The sequence below is a fragment of the Gillisia sp. Hel1_33_143 genome (assembly GCF_900104765.1).
Classification (GTDB): Bacteria; Bacteroidota; Bacteroidia; order Flavobacteriales; family Flavobacteriaceae; genus Gillisia.
Genome location: NZ_LT629737.1, coordinates 487,591 through 507,365 on the forward strand (window position 1 = coordinate 487,591; position 19,775 = coordinate 507,365).

A 19,775-nucleotide genomic window follows, 5' to 3' on the forward strand; every position below is an offset into this window, starting at 1 on the left:
GGTTATTATGATATATAATTAGAACTTTAAACCAGTTCAAGATGAAGGATTGGTTAATTAATTCTCATCTAAATAAAACAATTCACTAGATATACCATCACTTAAAAACTTTCCCTTATCAGAAACTTTTAAAGATTCATTTTCTAAGATCAACAAGCCCTCTTTTATTAGATTAACAGATTGCTCTAAGAGATACTTCTTGTAATTGGTTCCAAAATCTTTTTTTACCTCCTCCAAAGAAATACCCCACATAGTTCTTAAGCGAGTCATTACATATTCATTATACCTATCTGTAAGAGAAAGCTCTTCTTTCTGCGCTGGGATCTTATCATTTTCTATGGCATTAATATATAATGAATTATTATTTATATTCCATTTGCGCTGATTTCCATTAAAGGAATGGGCAGAAGGTCCAACTCCCATATAAGTTTTACCCATCCAATACGCAGTATTGTTTTGAGAGAAGTAACCTGGCTTACCATAGTTGGAAAATTCATACTGCACAAAGCCTGCTGATTTTAATTTATTGGTAAGAAGATCAAAATGAATACTTGCAACCTCATCATCTACAGGTTCTATTTTCCCCTTATCAATAAATTTCTTTAGAGCAGTATTTGGTTCCACCGTTAACGCGTAACAAGAAAAATGAGGTAGATCTAATGATAAGGCAATATCTATATTTTCCTCCCATCTTTCTACACTCATCTCTGGCATTCCATATATTAGATCTATAGAAATATTATCAAAATATTGCTTTGCAAGCTTAATAGATGTCAAGGCTTCGTTAGCATTGTGCGCACGATTCATAAGTTGAAGATCTTCCTCAAAAAAAGATTGTACTCCTATACTCAATCTATTTACACCCGCTAATTTCAATTCCTTAACCTTATCTGCTGTAAGATCATCAGGATTGGCTTCTAAGGTAATCTCTACAGTGCTAGAAACCTCAAAATTATCTTCTATGGTAGTTAATAATTGTTTTAATTCTAGTTCTGATAGTAATGAAGGTGTACCCCCACCAAAATAGATAGTTTGAACTAATTCTTGCGTAATCTCATCTTTTCTCAGCAAGATCTCTTTACAGATCATTTGTATTAGTTCTTCCTTCTTTTTTACTGAAGTAGAAAAATGAAAATCGCAATAATGACATGCCTGTTTACAAAAAGGAATGTGAATATATATACCAAATTCTTTAACCTTATCTCCAGCTGGATTGGTTATCAAGGTTTCATTAAAGCTTTTGATATCTAACATAGATCTAGATTATTATTGACAATGGCTATTTAACTTTTTTAGGATTTTGCTTTACATACGCATCCCAACCTGTGTAGCTTTTTCCTATTTCTACCCTATCTGAATTATAGAAATGACAGACTGCAGCAGCCAATCCATCTGTAGAATCTAGATTTTTAGGCAGTTCTTTCAATCCTAATAGACTTTGAAGCATTCTAGCCACTTGTTCTTTACTTGCATTCCCATTTCCGGTAATAGCCATTTTAATCTTTTTTGGAAGATATTCGGTGATAGGAATTTCTCTAGAAAGTCCAGCAGCCATGGCAACCCCTTGTGCTCTTCCTAATTTCAACATAGATTGTACGTTCTTACCAAAGAACGGCGCTTCAATAGCGATCTCGTCTGGATGATACGTATCTATAAGTTCTATGGTACGCTCAAATATCAACTTTAACTTCACATAGGGATCGTTGTATTTTTGAAGTAACAATTCATTCAACTGCAAGAATGTCATCTTTTTATTTTCCACTTTTATCAGTCCAAAGCCCATGATAGTGGTTCCTGGATCTATCCCCAAAATAATTCTTTCAGATTTCAATAGCCTTAATTATAAGATTTTATACCCCAAAAACGTATTTTTCATTAAATTCGCGGTGCCTTACAAAGCTACATAATTCAGTTCAGGTAACAGAGTCCTAATTGCGGCTTTAAACATCCCTAAATGACGACGATCCTAATGCTCATATCAATAGTTTATCTGATATTGATTGGGTACTTTATTTACGGTTGGAACAGGCTTCCAATTTTCAAATTACAATACCTTCCTCCACAAATTCAGTTTTCTGTGATCATCCCGTTCAGGAATGAAGAGAAATATATAAATGAGCTTTTATATTCTCTTTCAAAATTGAATTATCCTAACTCATTATTTGAAATATTGCTTATAGATGATGCTTCAGAAGATCGCTCAAAAGACATTTGCTTGGAATTTCAACGTAAAAATCCGGAACTTCAAATAGATATATTAACCAATAAAAGAAGATCCAATTCTCCTAAAAAAGATGCGATACTCACAGCCATCAACCTCTCTAGTTATGATCATATTATTACCACAGATGCAGATTGTGAAGTGCCAATAAACTGGCTACAGGCTTTTAATGAAAAATTAATTACCACCAAGGCGAGTTTGATTGCAGGACCGGTAGGATTTCCGGGAACAATCCCAACATCTATAGTAGCAATTTTTGAGGAGATCGATTTTATGAGTTTGCAAGCTGCCGGAGCTGCTGCATTTGGTAATAAAAAGGCATTTATGTGCAACGCTGCAAATCTTTGTTACAAGAAAACAGCATTTATAGAGGTAGAAGGTTTTACTGGGAATGACCATATTTCTAGCGGAGATGATGTTTTTTTACTGCAAAAATTACAGGAGGGAAATTTTGCGGTAGCGTATCTTAGATCTCCTGAAGCTGAAATTCTCACCAATTACCAGCAAAATTTTTCATTTTTAATATCACAGAGAATTCGATGGGCCGCTAAATCTTCTGCCTACACAAGCAATTTTTCCAAATTAACAGGGCTTATAGTCCTTTTAATGAATTTATTTCTATGCATTACAGCAGCATTATGCTTTCTAAGCAACATCTCTTATAAGCTAGTAATTATAAGTTTTCTGATGAAGTTTTATATAGACCTTATTCTATTGATTAAATGGAACTTCTATTTTGGAAAATTAAATATTCTAAAGCACTACCTGTGGTGCAGTCTCCTATATCCATTTTTTACCAGTTATATTGCCATCTTATCTCTATTTTCAGGTTATGAATGGAAAGGAAGGAAATCTAGAAAATAAATTTTGCATGGTTTTAAGCCTGGGAACTAAAACGAGCTAAATTGAATACGATCCAAAAACATAATTAATAATAATCTATGCTGAATTTCAGAACTACTCTGCTTTTATTAAGATAGGCATTTTAAAGATGCTAGAAACAGGTATACCTCGCTTACTTGCTGGATAGATCTTAGGAAGTGAATCTACACTTTGAGTTAACCATAGTTTAATATTTGGAAGCTGATTGGTTACGGTAGTATCTACAGAGACAGAATCTATGGTAGGTTTCCCATTTTTAGATATTTCTAAATAAAGAACTAGCGTATCATCTATGGCTTCTGTAACTATAGGTTGTTGCTTCTCTAAATATGCATAAATGGAATTGGCTACGGTAGTTTCAAAACATCTCTTTGCAGCGGCTAATTCTGTAATTTCCTTACAATTCTCAAAAGCCGGATACTCATCTACCTCTTTCCAGTTCAAACTTTTGGTTTCCTGATCGAGCACTTGTTTAGATGAGATCTTTTTAGTCTCAAAATTATTACAGCTAGCCAGTACTACTAAAAAGATTAGGAGTAATGTTTTTTTCATTCGGTAGATTTTCTTTCTTAGAATATTCAAAAATAAGGAAATCCCAACAATCTATAAGCTATTTGCGTTATGGCTTTTAAAGCCTGAATTATATCTATTTAAATAGATTATCTAATTATTAATTTTGGTTTTCTACTTGCAGATGTTGTTCTTTCTTTAGATCTGAAATTCTACTTTGAGCCAGTTCTATTAAACTAGGATTACCATTTTGGCTATAGCTATTAACGTAGTTTTGATAATATTGGATCTTTGATGTGATATCCTTAAAATAATTATCTGCGGCTATTGCTTTTTCATATAGAGCACGCTCATTGTCGGGATTTTCCTCTAAAGCAGCTTCGGTATATTTCAACATATTCTTATAATCTTCCAAACCTTTATAGGCCAATGCTAAGCTTAAAAACTCTGCATCTACAGGTTGTTTTTTAATGAGAATAGCCATTAGAAGTTCTATTTCAGATTTCTGAAAATCGCCAATAATTGCATATAGTTTTCCAAGATTGTAATGAGTTTCAGAGTTTCGATCTTCAAATTTCAAACATTCCTTAAAATTTTCTATCGCCTCTTCGTATTGAAAAGATCTATAAAAGCACATCCCAAGTTTGTTATAGACAAATTCATTTCCCTTACCTAGAGCAACGATCTTTTCAAATTGTTCCATCGCAGCTCTGTAGTATTGTTGATTGTAATAGGTTTGTGCTAGGATAGATAATAAAGAAACGTTCTTTGGATTTTTTTCTAGACCCATTTTTGCAAATTTCTTTGCAAGTGGATAATTGGAATGTGCCAGCTCATATTTAGCAACTTTAAATAAGGCTTGCTGATGTGTAGTATCCAAAGCAATAGCTTTTCTGAAAAATTCTATGGAAATGGAATCACCTTTAGACTCTTTGATCTCTCCTAGTCTATATTGAAAACTTGCATTTTTTGGATATGCAATAGATAAATTTGTAAATAATGAGTCTGCAGCCTTTATATCTCCAACCTTCTGCAAAAGTTCGCCATAATTTATAGCAGTAAGTACTCGATTAGGATTTTGAACAAGTATTTTATGATAATATTCCAGCGCAGTATCCCAATCTCCAGATGCTTCGTTTGCTTTAGCTAATCTCACGAATACAGCCTCTGTTTTTGGTTCGAAGGATTTTAATTCTAAGATGGCCTCCTCGTAATTTCCAAGAGCATATAAACTATCGCTAATAGCTAAAGCCGAAGTTTGAGCTTCGGCTTTACCAACTAACACTATTAAAATGATAAAAATTATTCTCATTTAGCTTGAAATACTATAGGCAATGAATACATAACGCCAACTGCTTTTCCGCTTTGTTCTCCTGGAATCATTTGAGGTATAGAGTTAATAACACGAATACCTTCTTCCTCTAATTCGGGAGATGCAGCTCTTGCTTTAACATTTTCAATTCTTCCTTCTTTATTTATTTTGAACTGAACAATAACTCTGTTTACTCCGGTTAGACCTTTACCAACTTCCGCATTAAAGTTTTTCATCACATGATCTTGAATTTTTTGTGACATACATTTCTTTTGTTCTTCATTAGAAGATAAGTCTTCACAACCCGGGAATAAAGGAACCTGATCTATAATAGCAAAAGGAACATCTGAGCCATCCGATGCTGATTTATTCAATATATTTCCTTCCAAGGTAATCGCTAATAATTCTTTAAATCTTACCATTTCTTCTTCTGAAAGTTCTCCTTTTGCTTTAACCGACTGGGTTAAATTCTCCAATTGTGTTGAAATTGAAACATCCTTAATTTCTGAAGAATTTTCGTCTTTTGTAGAACACGAAACATAGGTAAGCATAACAAACATTAATGGCACAACCATTAAATACTTAAATTTTGCGATGGCTTTAGATTTTGATTTTTGTAACATAACTATTCGTTTTTTGATTAATGAATGATTGAAAAATTGATTGATGAATGAAATATTTTGAGTGTTAAAAGCGCTATTCAATAACTGTTCGTAATAATTGCCTTTATTAGTTGTCTTTACCACATTTGCATCTGCTATAAATTCATGCAAAGTGGCAATTCTATTCTGATAGATATAGATAAGTGGATTAAACCAGAATACGATCTTAAAGATTTCAAAGAAAACAAGATCTAAACTGTGCTTGCCCTGCACGTGAACTATCTCATGAGCTAAGATTTGGGTTTTTTCAGCTTCAGATAATTGATCGCCTAAAAATATAGTTTTGTAGAAAGTACATGCCAAGTTGGATGATGGAACTTCAATAATTCTATAAGTATCAGCTTTAAAGATCAAGTTGAAATTGAACAACTTTCTAAGATTCAAAAATTTTTTAAAAACAATTCCTAAACTAAGCATAGCTCCAAAGACATAAGCCAACATCCACCAATTTATAGACGTAGATTGTGATGACAGATTTACTTCAGGCAATGTTTCTATTGCTTGTGGACTTCCACCTATAATTATCTCCGGAAGCCAAAAACTATTTATTACTGCTGCCGATTCTTGCGGTATCAATTCATTCAACGAAGTTATATTCAAAAATGGTAGCGTTAAAGCTATAATTGGAGTAAGTAGAAGATACCATCTATTGTAATTAAAGAAGGTTTCTTTTTTCAATAAGAGCTCATACACTAGTAAGAACAGTAATTGAAAGAATATGATTTTTAAAATAATAGCTAACATCTTAAGAATCTTTTTTATTGATCTCCTTTAAAATAGCTTCCAGCTCTTTAGTATCCAGATCATTCTTTTTCATAAAAAATGACACCATACTTTTAAAAGAACCATTAAAATAATTATCCATCAACTTATTCATGCTCTGATTGGAATAGGTCTCTCTATCTACCAGCGCAAAATAATTATAGCCCTTCCCTACTTTTTTATGATCTACAAATTTCTTGCTTTCCAAGATGCGTACTATGGTAGAAACAGTATTATAGGCAGGTTTTGGCTCGGGCATGCTTTCTATAATGTTGGCAACATTAGCTTCTTTCAATTGCCATAAGATCTGCATGATCTCTTCTTCGGCTTTCGTTAACTGCTTCATAAGTACTTTATAAATTGGGATTTTATATCTAAACTAAGAAGCTAATATAAACTAAATAATTAGTTATAACTAACTATTTAGTTAAAAGATTGTTTTTAAATTGATATTTTAGCTGAAAAAAAGAAAAATTTATATGGATATATTTTTAGTATTACTAGCCGGAGTTTTATTGATAGTGGGAATTTTAGGTAGTTTTTTACCAGTATTACCGGGAGTTCCTGTGAGTTGGCTTGGGTTATTAGTTTTCTTTTTAGCTCCTTCTATTGAGATGAACTATTGGTTTTTAGGAATCACATTAATTATTGCCATTGTAATATTTATACTCAATTTGGCTGTTCCAGCCATGGGAACTAAGAAATATGGAGGCAGCAGATCTGGAATGATCGGCGCCACAATTGGTTTGGTCGTTGGACTTATAGCTCCAATTCCATTTGGAATACTTATTGGACCTTTTATAGGGGCATTTGTGGGAGAGATTGTGAATAAGAGTAATTCAAAATCTGCATTAAGAGCTGCGTATGGATCTTTTCTTGGATTAGTCGCATCTAGTGTTATGGAGTTTCTAGTTAGCCTTGCTTTTCTAATCCTGTACGTTTATAAGGTATGGGAATTCAAGGAAGTAATCTTTTAACAACATATAATTCTTATAAAATTTTACAAGATCTGGGGTAATTCTACCACAAATTCACTTCCCCTACCTGGAACGGAGTAAATCTTTAAATTTCCATGACGCTCATCTACCAGATGCCGCACCACTTTTAATCCTAATCCATACCCAATCTCACCATTGGAACCTGCAGATGGTATAGCTTTACCATCTATTATATTTTGAATCTTTTCTATAGAAAAACCGTTACCAGAATCAATTACCTTTAAAATTAAGATATTAGAATCTTCATTAAATTTTAGTTCTAGAATAACACGCTCACTCCTAGGTGAGAATTTAATTGCATTAGAAATTAAATTTCCAGCTATTTGTAATAAATTGTCTCTTACCACCATTGTAGTTGAATCTTCAAGGCTAAAATTTACGTCTAAACTTATATCCTTGATTACTGCTTGTGGTAAGTAAAGATCTTTTAACCTATCTCCCAGCTCTTCAAAACTGATTAATGAAATTTCATCATCATTATTTCTATTACCAGATTTTAAGATCTCTGAGGCAAGTCCTAAAAGTGCTGTACTACTTTGGCCAATCATATTTAAATAAGTCTTGGCCTCATCTACCGTAAGTTCTTCTTCGTAAGATGCGAGATTGGTAATACCTAATATCCCATTTACAGGTCCTCTGAAATCGTGAGCTAATTTTTTCTGTGTATGAAGAGCATCCGTAACCAAATTTCTAGCACTTTCTAGATCACGTTTTAAAGCTAGTTTTTCAACTATTTCATGAGCGACTAATTTTAATTGCTCGATCTTTGTAGCTGGTAGTTTTTTTTCAGATTTACCAACTATACAAAGAGCTCCTATTTTTTCCCCCGGTAGGAGTAATCAATGGAAAACCTATATAATAGTTATTATCACCAACAGCTTTCGTATTAGTTCTAGAATCTTTTTTAATAGCCGATATTTCTAGATACTCATCTTCTTTAAGAGTGTATTGACATATAGATTCTTCTCTAGGCATTTGAGAATTATAAATACCGTAACAAGAAATTGTCCATAGCGTAAAGTTATCTACCAGATTGATCATAGCCATATCTGTTTCTGCTATTGTTGCCGCTAATTTGGTTAAGTTTTCAAACTCATCTTGCAGCTTGTCATATTCAAGCTTGAATTGATTTAAACTCTTAACTCTGTTGAACTCTAGAGCAACTTCTTCTGGTAATTGGGGCATAAGTTCTAATTAAGCTTTAAGTTAAAAATAGGGCGGTACAAAAGTAAATGATTAAAGGCAAATAGCACGATAAAATATAATTTTTAACCTTACCTCATCATATATCTAACTGTTTATTAACAAATTATGAATGAACACCACAAACTTATCATAATTACCATGTCTTTAATATTTCCAAAAAGATCGGTGCCAAGATAGCCGTAAAAACGCCATTAACACACATGGCCAAGCCGCTATATATTCCAGCCAACTTATCAATTTCCATAGCTTTAGCTGTACCAATACCATGTGCCGCAGTTCCTAAAGCGGTACCTAAAGCTCTAGTGCTTGTTATGCCCAAAAATTTCAAAAACACAGGTCCTATAGCATTACCAAAAACCCCTACAGCTATCACTACCCCGGCTGTAATTTCTGGTACACCGCCCAATGTTTTTGTTATTTCTATAGCAATTGGGGTGGTAACAGATTTTGCTGCCAAAGAATTTATAATTACCGGTGGTACATTAAATAGTAATAAGATAAAAATCACACATAAGATTCCGGTTACTCCTCCAACTAAAATTGCAGTAAAGAAAGGTAATAGGTTTTGTTTGATCTCTTCATATTTTTCAAAAAAGTAAACTCCTAATGCAACTATGGAAGGCCCTAGAAAAAAACTAAGTAAACTTCCTCCCCTATTGTAATCCTGAAAATCGATTTCGGCGATACTTAATATCAGCATTATAGCAATAATAGTAAGCAAAACGGGATTCAATAAAGCGAAATTCCATTTCTTTCGTACCCATAAAAAGATATTATAAATACCTATAGTAATTAATACTCCAAAAAATGAAAGTAGAATGATCCTAATTGTCATTTTTCCATTTTTTGAAGCACGAGTGCAGTTATATATAACGTAAGTAAACTGCTTAAAACAGCAGCAAAGGTGATAGATATCCAATAATCTTCTATAAGATGAAAATAAGACATTAAACCAACCCCATACGGAATAAAGAAAAGCACCAGATATTTCATCAACTTATCTGAAGCAGGTTTTACATCTTGTAAATTTATAATTCTGAATTTTAATGCAAAGAAGATGAGGAACATTCCAACAATATTTCCGGGAATATATGGAAACAGGAAATAAACTATAATTTCTCCCAAGGCTAGAAACATAAAAATATATAAAAGAGACCTCAATAATGTTAGCCACTCCTTACTTCGCCTTAAGATCATACCCACAGAATTATTTTTTTAATGTTCTAAAATTAAGAATTGAAATAACACAAACGAAATTGGCAACAACTTCCTTCTTTAAAAAGATAAAATAAGCATATAATCTACTGATATTTAATCATTTAAATAATATTAATTACCGCCTTTATAGAGATTTAATGAATTAAATGTGTTAAATTGTAATCTATAATTCTCCTCCCATTTAATTAAGCCCTATACCTTCTACTCAGAACTTCAGATTTAATATTAACCACCTAAATATATAATCATGAAGAAAGTATTTTTTTTGATCTTATTGATCCCGTTTTTAGCAATGTCTCAAAATAATGCAGAATATGCAATAATGGAGAATACCTTGCTCACTCCAAATTCTGCCGATGTTAAAAAATTTGAAACCAATATAGCCTCTCATAATAAACAGTTTCATGCTGAAGGACCTTTTGGTGCAAGGGTTTATTACATAGCTAGTGGAGAAAATGCGGGAAGTTATATGTGGGTCATGGGACCATTACCTTGGAGCGCCATGGATTCTCGAGATGAATCTGAAGCACACACCAATGATTGGAATAGTAATGTGCAGCCTTACATAAGTAATAAAACGGCAACCACCTATTGGAAATTTGAAAATGGACTATCTAGCTTTCCTATAGATTTTACACTAGACAAACTACTTTTAGACTTCTATGATATAAAGCGTTTTCAAGGAGATAAAGTAAATAGCGCCATGGAAAAAGTAAAAAAAGTAATGGGCGACGCTTATAAAGATATGGCCTATGGAATTTATATGAATGAAATGCCTTCTACCAAAGATGGCAAAGATATGGTAGCTGTATATTTCTTTGACAAATATTCTTTTATGAGCGAAGATCCAAAATTTGTAGATTCTTATAACAAACTTTACGGTGATGGAAGCTTTAAAAATTTCCTAAAAGAGTGGGGAGAAATAACCCAAGGCGGCAGTACAGAACTATGGATATTTCAACCCAAGCTAAGCGGACTTTCTGGAGAAATTCAAGCAGCAGATAGAAATTAACCATCTTTTTTATAACAGGCATCCTTATAAAATAAGAGTGCTTGTTTTTATCTTTTTCTCACACCAATCAGATTCCATTATAGCGCATAAAAAAAGCTTCAATTTCTTGAAGCTTCTTTTGTTGCAAACTTGCGGTCTGGACGAGACTCGAACTCGCGACCCCCTGCGTGACAGGCAGGTATTCTAACCAACTGAACTACCAGACCGTTGCTTTGTTGCGGGGGCAAATATACAGTAGTTACTCCAACTTAGAAAGCAGTAAGCCACTTTTTTTCATAATATTTTCTAAGCGCTGAGAAGACCTTTCTATGACTAATGCGAATTATTAATACTTACTTCTTTATTATCTTATTATACACTATATATGAGCTATTAAAAGGATAAATAATCATGAAATTGGGAGTATTAATAATTGATCTCACAAAGTTTTATTTGTGCGCTAGTTAAATGTTTTATATCATCGCTAATTCTAAATACATCTTTTCTGCAATTACGATTTATAAAATCAATTCTAATCGCTTATCGATTGTTTCACATCAATTATCCAAAACAATACCACTTCAAAAAAGGTTCGAATTTTAAAAATCGTATTTTAGAAGCTACATCCATAAGTAGGTTCTTTAAATTCTGTTATTATATGCTCATCGTAATCAGTCTTTATCAATATCCTGATGTAGAATAGTTGCATCATCATCTTACTAAATAGCTGCAGCAGGAAGCTCAAGTTTTAAAGTAATTCAGAAAATCTCAAAAATGAAATCTAAGAATATCAGAAAGTTTGCAAAGGTCATAGTAATCATATTAAGTTGCCTGGTTATCATGTTTAGCCTTGCATCATTAGTATATGATATACCCAGATGGTATTTAAAAATTCTAGATTTTCCACGCCTTCAGCTTTTAACAGTTGGCATTTTTCTATTTCTTTCCTTTCTCCTGATAACTAAAGAATGGAAATTCTCCAGCATAGCATTAGTTTCAGGACTTTTAGCTTCTATATTTATTCAATTTGAAATTATTTCTCCTTATCTTCTAAAAGATACCGTAGTTAAGACCGTAAAAGCTTCCGAAGTAACAAATAAAAACAGTGTTGATATTCTAATTGCGAATGTTCTAATAAAAAATAGGAAGACTCAAACACTAAAAGAGATAATTACCACCAAAGAACCAGATATTATTCTTCTAATGGAGGTAGATTCTTGGTGGGTGGAGCATCTTTCTTATTTAAAAAAGACACACCCCTATACTATAGAATATCCTTTAGACAACGCCTATGGAATGGCATTATATTCTAAACTACCAATATCAAATCATCAGATCAAATTTTTAAGTCATAGCAAAGTGCCATCATTCTTTACGAATGTGACTCTGGCTTCCGGAAAAGAATTCAAATTTGTTGGAGTGCATCCGGTAGCCCCTTTTCCTAGTGATAAGTATCCAGAAAATATTGGAGAACAAGGAAAGGATCAACAAAAAGAAGTAGAATTATTAAGAGTTGGAGATATAGCGTCTAAATACACATTACCTACAATTATTGCTGGAGATTTTAACGATGTTGCGTGGTCTAATACCTCTAGATTATTTGGCAAAGATGGCAATCTAAAAGATGTGAGAATTGGAAGAGGACTCTATAATACGTTTAATGCAGAGTCTTTAATAATGCGCTGGCCTCTAGATCACTTTTTTGTAACTGAAGACATAACTGTTCAAGACTTTAATACACTATCAAAAATTGGCTCAGATCATTTCCCTTTATACGCCAAATTTGTTATTGAGTAAATTTTATTCACCCTAATAGAATCGATCTAAAAAGAAAAAAGCCCTTTCCCAACCTAATGGAAAAAAGCTTCTCATTGGTAAATACTTGATAAATCAAGCATTTTAACCACATACCTCATAGAATTTGACTTCTCATGAGATAAACAACACAACTTCATTATACTTGCTAAAAAAAGCTTCAATTTCTTGAAGCTTCTTTTGTTGCAAACTTGCGGTCTGGACGAGACTCGAACTCGCGACCCCCTGCGTGACAGGCAGGTATTCTAACCAACTGAACTACCAGACCGTTGCTTGATTGCGAGGGCAAATATACAGCAGTTTTTAGATTCCACAAATATTTTTTTGATTTAATTTTACAGCAACCTTTCCTCTACCCCTTAAATTTTTGTCGCTCAACTAGATAGGTAGTTAAAATTTTTTCAAAATTTTCTTTCACATCCACCAATACGTACTTAATCTTGTATTTTGCACATTGCAATTGTAAAAATTTGAAGTAATTCTTAGTTATTTCATGATAGGAATCTTTAAAATTTTGCGAATATAGATCTATATGATCTCCACTTTCTACATCTACAAACCTTTTTGGTGCTTCATCAAAATTAAAATCCAATTCATGCTGCTTATCTATTACATGAAATAGAACAATTTCGTGTTTATTATAAGTAAGATGTTTTAACGCTTCAAATAATTCTGCTGCGTTTTTATCTTCTTGAAACATATCTGTAAATATAAAAACCAGAGACCGCCTCTTTAATTTCTCTGCTATTTGATGTAAATACGTGTAGCTTTTGGTTTGCCTATTTTTAATTGGAGTATTTACAACACCTTCCAACGTATTTAAAAGCATATGCCTATGTCGCTCCCCTCCTTTTTCTGGGGCGTAGAATTCAAAAGTATCACTATATATACTCAAACCAACCGCATCTCTCTGTCGCTTTAAAATCTGCATCACAGCCGCAGCAGCCAATATAGAGAAGTTGATCTTATTAAGATTATCTCTTTTAAAACCATTGACTTTTGGATAATGCATGGAAGAAGAGTTGTCTATAACTAAATGACATCTTAAGTTGGTCTCTTCTTCAAATCTTTTGGTGTATAATTTATCTGTTTTAGCATACAACTTCCAGTCTATATGTTTTGTACTTTCCCCATTATTGTACAATTTATGCTCGGCAAACTCTGCAGAAAAACCATGAAACGGGCTTTTATGCATTCCAGATACAAAACCTTCTACAATTTGCTTTGCCAGAAGTTCTAAATTGAATGCGTCATTTAATTCATTTACGTTTTGCTCTAAACCTTTTTTCATGGAAAATGATGGACTTCTTAATTAAGAATGATAATGAAAGGTAAAGAATATTTATAAATGAAAAAGACCTAACATAATTGCCAGGTCTTTTCAAAATATATCTATCTTCCTTTAGAAGATCTCTTTATATACTACAATAAAGCGTCTAATGCTTCTGCGTAAGTGTTCTTAGGAGCAACACCTACTTGACGCCCTACTACTTCCCCATTTTGAAAGATCAATACCGTTGGTATATTTCTTACTCCGTATTTTGCAGCAAATTCCTGGTTGGCATCTACATCCAATTTCCCTACAACTGCTTTTCCGTCGTAATCTTTACTTATATCATCAATAATTGGTCCTACCATTCTACAAGGTCCACACCATGCAGCCCAAAAATCGACCATTACTGGTTGCTCGCTTTTAAGCACCATTTCTTCAAAATTAGCATCTGTTATTTCTAAAGCCATAATTTTTATTTTTTCCGATTAATATGTAAAAATAGTCAAATATTTTGCCAAAACTTACACGTGTCATATTAGATTTAATTATGCTCGCATTGTAAGCCCCTATCTTATAAAGACCATTCAAATTAAGACGCACTGTATTTTCTACAAACAGCTTGAATGTACAATTTCTTTAAAATTAAGACGATTTTATTTTTCTAATTCAATTTATACATTACTTGCTCTCCTTCCAAAGCGTCAAGCAATTCTTGAGAAATCTTTACTTTTTGCTTTCTACTAGTCATATCAACCTTCACCATTTCCTTCATTTCATACACTATAAAATTAAGGCTATGATCTCCCCTATGAGCTCTAATAATCTCTTTTAGGTTTTCAATTTGTTCTTCTTTGATATGATTAATGTCTAGCTGAATAGTTAGTTTTCTAGCATAGATATCCATTACATCATGCAGCAATTGAAAGTTATTAAACTGAAGTCTAGGTTCACTTTTAGCGCCGGTATCTTTATTGGTCCAACCTTCCTTCACAAAAGCCTTTACATAGACAAAACCATTTGGGACTAAGAAATGCTGAAATCTCAAATATTCTTCTCCAAATATTCTGAATTCATAAGAGTCTAAATAGTCTTCTATTGTAAAAGCTGCCCATCCTTTCCCCATTTTTGAGGTTCTATGTTGCACATCTGAAACCACTCCTCCAAATGCCAATTCTCTGTTTACATAGGTAGAAAGATCTTTAAAGTCTGAAACCTGCGCATTGCAGAAATAATGGATCTCTGCTTTAAAATCGTCTAGAGGATGTCCGGAAATATAAATTCCGACCACATCTTTTTCTCGCTTCAATTTTCCCATGGTACCCCATTCTTCACATGGCGGAACCACTGGCTCTGGTATTTGAACATCACTGGCCTCACCAAATAAGCTTACCTGAGAAGAATTTTCACTTTCCTGAAATTTTGCAGCATACTTTATTACCTTCTCCAAAAAGGTAATTCCATCTCCCTCATCATGGAAATACTGAGCACGATGATTCCCAAAACCATCAAATCCCCCAGCCAATGCTAAACTTTCAAAAGCTTTTTTATTTGCTGAACGCAGATCTATTCTCTTGGCCATATCAAAAATAGACTTGTAGGGTCCGGACTCTGTTTTTCTATTCTCTACAATGGTAGCCACTGCTCCAGAACCAACCCCTTTAATTGCGCCCATCCCAAATCTCACCGCATACTCCTTATTTACCGAGAATTTGTAGTAAGATTCATTCACATCTGGCCCAAGAACTTTCAATTTCATCCGCTTACATTCTTCCATAAAGAAGGTAACCTGCTTAATATCATTCATATTATTAGAAAGTACTGCTGCCATGTATTCTGCAGGATAATGCGCTTTTAAATAAGCTGTTTGGTATGCTATCCAAGCATAACATGTAGAGTGAGATTTGTTAAAAGCGTAAGATGCAAAAGCTTCCCAATCTTTCCATATCTTCTCTAGAATCTCTCTTGGATGCCCTTTTGCCTCTCCTCCATCTAAGAACTTAGGCTTAAGAGTAGCCAACAAATCAACTAATTTCTTACCCATCGCCTTTCTCAACATATCTGCCTCACCTTTTGTAAAGCCTGCTAACTTTTGAGAAAGCAACATCACTTGCTCCTGATATACTGTAATACCATAAGTTTCCTTAAGATATCCCTCCATATCTTCAAGATCATACGCTATCTCTTCATCTCCATGTTTTCTAGCAATAAAGCTTGGAATATATTCCATTGGCCCCGGTCTGTACAACGCATTCATGGCAATAAGGTCATCAAAAACCGTTGGTTTTAATGCCTGCATGTGCTTTTGCATTCCAGGAGATTCATATTGAAAGATCCCTACCGTTTCTCCACGTTGGAAAAGCTCATAGGTTTTCTCATCATCTAGCGGAAAGTTATCGGGATCTAGATCTATATTATGTCTTCCTTTTACAATTTTGACAGTGTCTTTGATAAGGGTTAATGTTTTCAACCCCAAGAAGTCCATTTTTAATAGCCCTGCACTTTCTACTACAGAGTTATCAAATTGCGTAACATAAAGATCTGAATCTTTAGCTACAGATACAGGAACGAAATTGGTAATATCACTAGGAGTAATAATAACTCCACATGCGTGTATTCCCGTATTTCTTACAGAACCTTCTAAAATTCTGGCCTGATTTAAGGTTTGTGCCTCAAGATCATCACCATCGGCTATATTTAAAAGCTCTCGTACTTTATCCAGATCTTCACTTCTAAATTTCTTTTTTAATTCTTTTTCATCTACTCCAAAGATCTTTCCAAGCTTAGACATGTTTGGGATAAGCTTAGAAATTCGATCTGCCTCGTTCAATGGAAGATCTAATACCCGAGCAGTATCTCTAATAGAAGATTTAGCTGCCATGGTACCATACGTAATAATCTGTGCCACCTGATTTGCACCATATTTCTTAATCACATAATCCATTACCCGACTACGACCTTCATCATCAAAGTCAATATCTATATCGGGCATACTTACACGATCCGGATTTAAGAATCTCTCAAAAAGCAGATCGTATTTAATTGGATCTATATTGGTAATTGCTAAACAGTAAGCAACAGCACTACCCGCTGCAGAACCCCTACCGGGACCAACAGAAACATCCATTTGTCGAGCCGCTCTAATAAAATCTTCAACAATCAAGAAGTATCCAGGATATCCGGTTTTTTCAATTACAGACAATTCAAAATCCAATCTGGTCTTAATATCTTCAGTAATTTCACCATATCTCCCTTTTGCACCTTCATAAGTGAGGTGTTTTAAATAGGCATTTTCCCCTCTTTTTCCATCATCTACTGCATCTTCCGCAACAATAAATCGCTCTGGAATATCAAAGGCAGGTAAAAGTACATCTCTCGCTAACTCAAAAGGCTCAATTTTGTCTACCACCTCTTGAATGTTAGAGATCGCTTGTGGTAGATCTTTAAATAATGATTTCATTTCCAGATCAGATTTGAAATAGAACTCATTATTAGGAAGACCATACCTATAGCCTCTACCTCTACCTATAGGAGTAGCTTGCTTTTCTCCGTCTTTTACACACAACAAAATATCATGAGCATTAGCATCTGCCTGTGCTCTATAATAAGTATTATTGGTAGCTACTATTTTAACATTATGCTTCTTGGAAAATTGAAGCAAGACTTGATTTACACGATTCTCTTCTTCTAGATCATGACGCATCAATTCTATATAAAGGTCTTCACCAAAAGTTTCCTTCCACCATATCAAAGCTTCTTCTGCCTGATTTTCTCCAACATTTAAAATCTTTCCTGGAACTTCTCCATTAAGATTTCCAGTAAGTACAATGAGATCTTCTTTATATCTTTTTATTACTTCTTTATCTATTCTAGGCACATAGTAAAACCCATCTATATAAGCAGCAGACGCCATTTTTGCAAGGTTGTGATAACCTTTCTTATTTTTGGCAAGAATTACAATTTGATACCCGTTGTCTTTTCTGGTTTTATCTTTATGATCTTCACAAACAAAGAATTCACAGCCAAGAACTGCTTTTAACTCCTTTGCGTCTGCAGGTTCATTATTTGCTAATGCAGCTTCATTTTCTGCTCTTACAGCTTTATTGTAATTCCCTACTTCTTTTACGAAGTGGAAAGCACCCATCATATTCCCATGATCTGTCATTGCAACAGCAGGCATATTTTCTTCTCCTGCAGCTTTTACAAGATTAGGAATGCTTATCGTAGATTGTAAGATCGAGAACTGAGAATGGTTATGGAGGTGAGAAAATCGTACTTCATCTAGCTTTTCTAAATTTTCCTGTATCTCTTCTGTAGAAATTTCATCAACCCCATTTACCTTTTGGAGTCGTTCTCTAATTTTAGCAGAAGCCTTTTTAAGGTTGATGTGTTTTAAACCGATAAGCTGTATAGGCTGAGGATTGCTTTCAGAAAAATTCTGAAAATAATCTACAGGTACATCCAGCTCTTCTTTGGTATAAATTTCTTTTCTGATCAATTCCAAAAAACAACGCGTAGTTGCTTCTACATCTGCCGTTGCGTTGTGAGCTTCTGCAAAAGGTTCAGAAAATAACTCTTCGTGTAGTTCTGTAAGGGTAGGTAATTTAAATCTACCATATCTACCTCCCGGTAACTTACATAGCTCTGCAGTTTTTTCTGTACACGTATCCAACACCGGAAAATCTTGAAGAGAATTTTCCATTCCCTCTCGTAGAAATTCGGCTCCCATAATATTAAGGTCGAAACCTACATTCTGTCCAACTACAAATTTGGTTTTTTGCAGTGCAATGTTGAATTTTTCTAATACCTCTTGTAAAGAAATCCCTTCCTCCTGCGCTAATTCTGTAGAAATTCCATGAATTTTTTCCGCATCAAAGGGAATATTAAAACCTTCAGGTTTTACAAGATAATCCTGACTTTCTATAAGATTTCCCATTTCGTCATGCAGCTGCCATGCAATTTGAATACATCGAGGCCAATTGTCAAAATCGGTTAATGGAGCATCCCAGCGTTTAGGTAATCCGGTGGTTTCGGTATCAAAAATAAGGTACATTCTATAAGGGATATTTGGAGGTTATGCATTGATTATCAGAAATCAACAAAAAACCATGAAGTAAAACTAATCAGATTTAAAAATAAGAAAAAATTCATCTTCCTCTAGTCGTCCAACTTTCAATTTATTAACCAAATTTCCCAAAAATAAAAAACTCTTAGAAAAACACAGTGTTACTGCACTTTTCTAAGAGTTTTCTGGCTAACTCTAACTAACAATTTTATTTAACGGAAATTAATCTTTCCACTGCTCTAAAGACTTTACTTTATTTAATGCATCTGTAATAGAATTACGTTGTTTCATTAAAACATTCCCTGTTGATGATGGAATTTCTTCACTTTTCAACACTTCATTATATTCTTCTACCGCAGCTTTCTCTCCTCTAATAGCTTCTTCTAAAACTGCTTCTTCGTTATCTGATGATAATGATGTTTTAATATCCATCCATCCTCTGTGAATATCTCCTTTCAAACTAGTTCCTTTGTCCGGCTCTTGTCCAAAACTTTTGATCTCAGATTTTAATTCATGTCCAAAATCATATCTTTCTTTAGCACGTTGGTTAAAAAATTCTTTTAACTGAGGATTTTTTACGTTCTCTGCTGCCATTTGATATCCTTTTTCAGAATCATAATTTTTTTCTAGCAGACTATTTAATTTATTAGCAACATCTTCAGAATACTTCATAACTTTATTTTTTATTAAACATTTTTTCTTCTTCAAAATTACACTCTAAGCTTCGTATATCCAGGTTTTTAACAAGGTTTAGCACTGTTTAACTGGAATTAACAATCTGAAATAAAATATTTTAATTTCTCTTAAATTGCTGCCAAGAACCCTCTTTTAAAAAGCACAGCAGCCTATTTAAATAGACACAG

At 33.7% G+C, this 19,775-nt stretch carries 18 protein-coding genes and 2 tRNA genes; 4 read left to right on the forward strand and 16 right to left on the reverse strand.

The annotated features are described in order from the left end of the window. Nucleotides 1-57 precede the first annotated feature (57 nt). Complete coding sequence (gene hemW / locus BLT84_RS02210) at nucleotides 58-1,254, reverse strand: radical SAM family heme chaperone HemW (protein WP_091262573.1); 1,197 nt, start codon at nucleotides 1,252-1,254, stop codon at nucleotides 58-60. Nucleotides 1,255-1,279: 25 nt separating this feature from the next. Next, the gene (gene ruvC, locus BLT84_RS02215; RefSeq protein WP_034888409.1) at nucleotides 1,280-1,831 is read right to left on the reverse strand and encodes a crossover junction endodeoxyribonuclease RuvC; all 552 of its coding nucleotides are present in this window, start codon (nucleotides 1,829-1,831) and stop codon (nucleotides 1,280-1,282) included. Nucleotides 1,832-1,954: 123 nt separating this feature from the next. On the opposite strand from ruvC, the gene BLT84_RS02220 reads away from it, so the two are divergent. Further along, nucleotides 1,955-3,085 (forward strand): glycosyltransferase, encoded by a 1,131-nt coding sequence (locus BLT84_RS02220; RefSeq protein ID WP_091262575.1) that lies wholly within the window; start codon nucleotides 1,955-1,957, stop codon nucleotides 3,083-3,085. 93 nt (nucleotides 3,086-3,178) lie between these two features. On the opposite strand, the gene BLT84_RS02225 is transcribed toward BLT84_RS02220, so the two are convergent. From BLT84_RS02225 to BLT84_RS02240, 4 genes are all read right to left on the reverse strand, one after another. After that, the gene (locus BLT84_RS02225; RefSeq protein WP_034888405.1) at nucleotides 3,179-3,655 is read right to left on the reverse strand and encodes a hypothetical protein; all 477 of its coding nucleotides are present in this window, start codon (nucleotides 3,653-3,655) and stop codon (nucleotides 3,179-3,181) included. A 118-nt stretch (nucleotides 3,656-3,773) separates the two neighbouring features. Further along, nucleotides 3,774-4,925 (reverse strand): tetratricopeptide repeat protein, encoded by a 1,152-nt coding sequence (locus BLT84_RS02230; protein WP_091262577.1) that lies wholly within the window; start codon nucleotides 4,923-4,925, stop codon nucleotides 3,774-3,776. After that, entirely contained in the window at nucleotides 4,922-6,331 is a 1,410-nt protein-coding gene (locus tag BLT84_RS02235; protein ID WP_091262579.1) for a M56 family metallopeptidase, read from the reverse strand. Before BLT84_RS02235 ends, BLT84_RS02230 begins: the two co-directional genes overlap by 4 nt. A gap of 1 nt (nucleotide 6,332) precedes the next feature. Continuing rightward, nucleotides 6,333-6,695 (reverse strand): BlaI/MecI/CopY family transcriptional regulator, encoded by a 363-nt coding sequence (locus BLT84_RS02240; protein ID WP_091262581.1) that lies wholly within the window; start codon nucleotides 6,693-6,695, stop codon nucleotides 6,333-6,335. 133 nt (nucleotides 6,696-6,828) lie between these two features. On the opposite strand from BLT84_RS02240, the gene BLT84_RS02245 reads away from it, so the two are divergent. Continuing rightward, nucleotides 6,829-7,326, forward strand: a complete 498-nt coding sequence (locus tag BLT84_RS02245; RefSeq protein WP_091262583.1) for a DUF456 domain-containing protein — start codon at nucleotides 6,829-6,831, stop codon at nucleotides 7,324-7,326. A gap of 23 nt (nucleotides 7,327-7,349) precedes the next feature. On the opposite strand, the gene BLT84_RS02250 is transcribed toward BLT84_RS02245, so the two are convergent. From BLT84_RS02250 to BLT84_RS02265, 4 genes are all read right to left on the reverse strand, one after another. Further along, nucleotides 7,350-8,033: a sensor histidine kinase gene (locus tag BLT84_RS02250; RefSeq protein ID WP_091262585.1), complete on the reverse strand. Its 684-nt coding sequence runs from the start codon at nucleotides 8,031-8,033 to the stop codon at nucleotides 7,350-7,352. 106 nt (nucleotides 8,034-8,139) lie between these two features. Continuing rightward, nucleotides 8,140-8,532, reverse strand: coding sequence for a hypothetical protein (locus tag BLT84_RS02255; RefSeq protein WP_091262587.1), 393 nt, complete (start codon nucleotides 8,530-8,532; stop codon nucleotides 8,140-8,142). A gap of 154 nt (nucleotides 8,533-8,686) precedes the next feature. Beyond that, nucleotides 8,687-9,388 (reverse strand): LrgB family protein, encoded by a 702-nt coding sequence (locus BLT84_RS02260; protein WP_091262589.1) that lies wholly within the window; start codon nucleotides 9,386-9,388, stop codon nucleotides 8,687-8,689. Next, a complete protein-coding gene (locus tag BLT84_RS02265; RefSeq protein WP_034888390.1) occupies nucleotides 9,385-9,690 on the reverse strand; it encodes a CidA/LrgA family protein in 306 nt (101 codons plus the stop codon). Before BLT84_RS02265 ends, BLT84_RS02260 begins: the two co-directional genes overlap by 4 nt. A 328-nt stretch (nucleotides 9,691-10,018) precedes the next feature. On the opposite strand from BLT84_RS02265, the gene BLT84_RS02270 reads away from it, so the two are divergent. Then, a complete protein-coding gene (locus BLT84_RS02270) occupies nucleotides 10,019-10,783 on the forward strand; it encodes a hypothetical protein (RefSeq protein WP_091262591.1) in 765 nt (254 codons plus the stop codon). 132 nt (nucleotides 10,784-10,915) lie between these two features. Here the strand turns inward: BLT84_RS02270 and BLT84_RS02275 are convergent. Then, nucleotides 10,916-10,989 (reverse strand) — tRNA-Asp (locus tag BLT84_RS02275). Between the two features lie 547 nt (nucleotides 10,990-11,536). On the opposite strand from BLT84_RS02275, the gene BLT84_RS02280 reads away from it, so the two are divergent. Continuing rightward, nucleotides 11,537-12,559, forward strand: coding sequence for an endonuclease/exonuclease/phosphatase family protein (locus BLT84_RS02280; RefSeq protein ID WP_172822432.1), 1,023 nt, complete (start codon nucleotides 11,537-11,539; stop codon nucleotides 12,557-12,559). Between the two features lie 212 nt (nucleotides 12,560-12,771). Here the strand turns inward: BLT84_RS02280 and BLT84_RS02285 are convergent. The 5 genes from BLT84_RS02285 to BLT84_RS02305 all read right to left on the reverse strand — a co-directional run bounded on the left by BLT84_RS02285 (nucleotide 12,772) and on the right by BLT84_RS02305 (nucleotide 19,584). Beyond that, nucleotides 12,772-12,845: transfer RNA gene (locus BLT84_RS02285), tRNA-Asp, on the reverse strand. 84 nt (nucleotides 12,846-12,929) lie between these two features. Next, nucleotides 12,930-13,868 (reverse strand): DUF58 domain-containing protein, encoded by a 939-nt coding sequence (locus BLT84_RS02290; protein ID WP_091262594.1) that lies wholly within the window; start codon nucleotides 13,866-13,868, stop codon nucleotides 12,930-12,932. A gap of 131 nt (nucleotides 13,869-13,999) precedes the next feature. Then, the gene (gene trxA / locus BLT84_RS02295) at nucleotides 14,000-14,317 is read right to left on the reverse strand and encodes a thioredoxin (protein ID WP_034893699.1); all 318 of its coding nucleotides are present in this window, start codon (nucleotides 14,315-14,317) and stop codon (nucleotides 14,000-14,002) included. A 194-nt stretch (nucleotides 14,318-14,511) separates the two neighbouring features. Continuing rightward, a complete protein-coding gene (gene dnaE, locus BLT84_RS02300) occupies nucleotides 14,512-18,900 on the reverse strand; it encodes a DNA polymerase III subunit alpha (RefSeq protein WP_091262596.1) in 4,389 nt (1,462 codons plus the stop codon). Between the two features lie 234 nt (nucleotides 18,901-19,134). Continuing rightward, on the reverse strand, nucleotides 19,135-19,584 hold the full coding sequence (locus BLT84_RS02305; RefSeq protein ID WP_091262598.1) for a ferritin-like domain-containing protein: 450 nt from the start codon (nucleotides 19,582-19,584) through the stop codon (nucleotides 19,135-19,137). Nucleotides 19,585-19,775: the final 191 nt, after the last annotated feature.

Excerpts from the sequence above, each read along its gene's own strand:
- BLT84_RS02255 (WP_091262587.1), bottom strand. The coding sequence starts at position 8,532 with ATGCCCCAATTACCAGAAGAAGTTGCTCTAGAGTTCAACAGAGTTAAG.
- BLT84_RS02305 (WP_091262598.1), bottom strand. The coding sequence starts at position 19,584 with ATGAAGTATTCTGAAGATGTTGCTAATAAATTAAATAGTCTGCTAGAA.
- BLT84_RS02220 (WP_091262575.1), top strand. The coding sequence starts at position 1,955 with ATGACGACGATCCTAATGCTCATATCAATAGTTTATCTGATATTGATT.
- BLT84_RS02290 (WP_091262594.1), bottom strand. The coding sequence starts at position 13,868 with ATGAAAAAAGGTTTAGAGCAAAACGTAAATGAATTAAATGACGCATTC.
- BLT84_RS02235 (WP_091262579.1), bottom strand. The coding sequence starts at position 6,331 with ATGTTAGCTATTATTTTAAAAATCATATTCTTTCAATTACTGTTCTTA.
- BLT84_RS02245 (WP_091262583.1), top strand. The coding sequence starts at position 6,829 with ATGGATATATTTTTAGTATTACTAGCCGGAGTTTTATTGATAGTGGGA.
- BLT84_RS02260 (WP_091262589.1), bottom strand. The coding sequence starts at position 9,388 with ATGACAATTAGGATCATTCTACTTTCATTTTTTGGAGTATTAATTACT.
- BLT84_RS02230 (WP_091262577.1), bottom strand. The coding sequence starts at position 4,925 with ATGAGAATAATTTTTATCATTTTAATAGTGTTAGTTGGTAAAGCCGAA.
- BLT84_RS02240 (WP_091262581.1), bottom strand. The coding sequence starts at position 6,695 with ATGAAGCAGTTAACGAAAGCCGAAGAAGAGATCATGCAGATCTTATGG.
- dnaE (WP_091262596.1), bottom strand. The coding sequence starts at position 18,900 with ATGTACCTTATTTTTGATACCGAAACCACCGGATTACCTAAACGCTGG.
- trxA (WP_034893699.1), bottom strand. The coding sequence starts at position 14,317 with ATGGCTTTAGAAATAACAGATGCTAATTTTGAAGAAATGGTGCTTAAA.
- BLT84_RS02280 (WP_172822432.1), top strand. The coding sequence starts at position 11,537 with ATGAAATCTAAGAATATCAGAAAGTTTGCAAAGGTCATAGTAATCATA.
- BLT84_RS02270 (WP_091262591.1), top strand. The coding sequence starts at position 10,019 with ATGAAGAAAGTATTTTTTTTGATCTTATTGATCCCGTTTTTAGCAATG.
- hemW (WP_091262573.1), bottom strand. The coding sequence starts at position 1,254 with ATGTTAGATATCAAAAGCTTTAATGAAACCTTGATAACCAATCCAGCT.
- BLT84_RS02225 (WP_034888405.1), bottom strand. The coding sequence starts at position 3,655 with ATGAAAAAAACATTACTCCTAATCTTTTTAGTAGTACTGGCTAGCTGT.
- BLT84_RS02265 (WP_034888390.1), bottom strand. The coding sequence starts at position 9,690 with ATGTTTCTAGCCTTGGGAGAAATTATAGTTTATTTCCTGTTTCCATAT.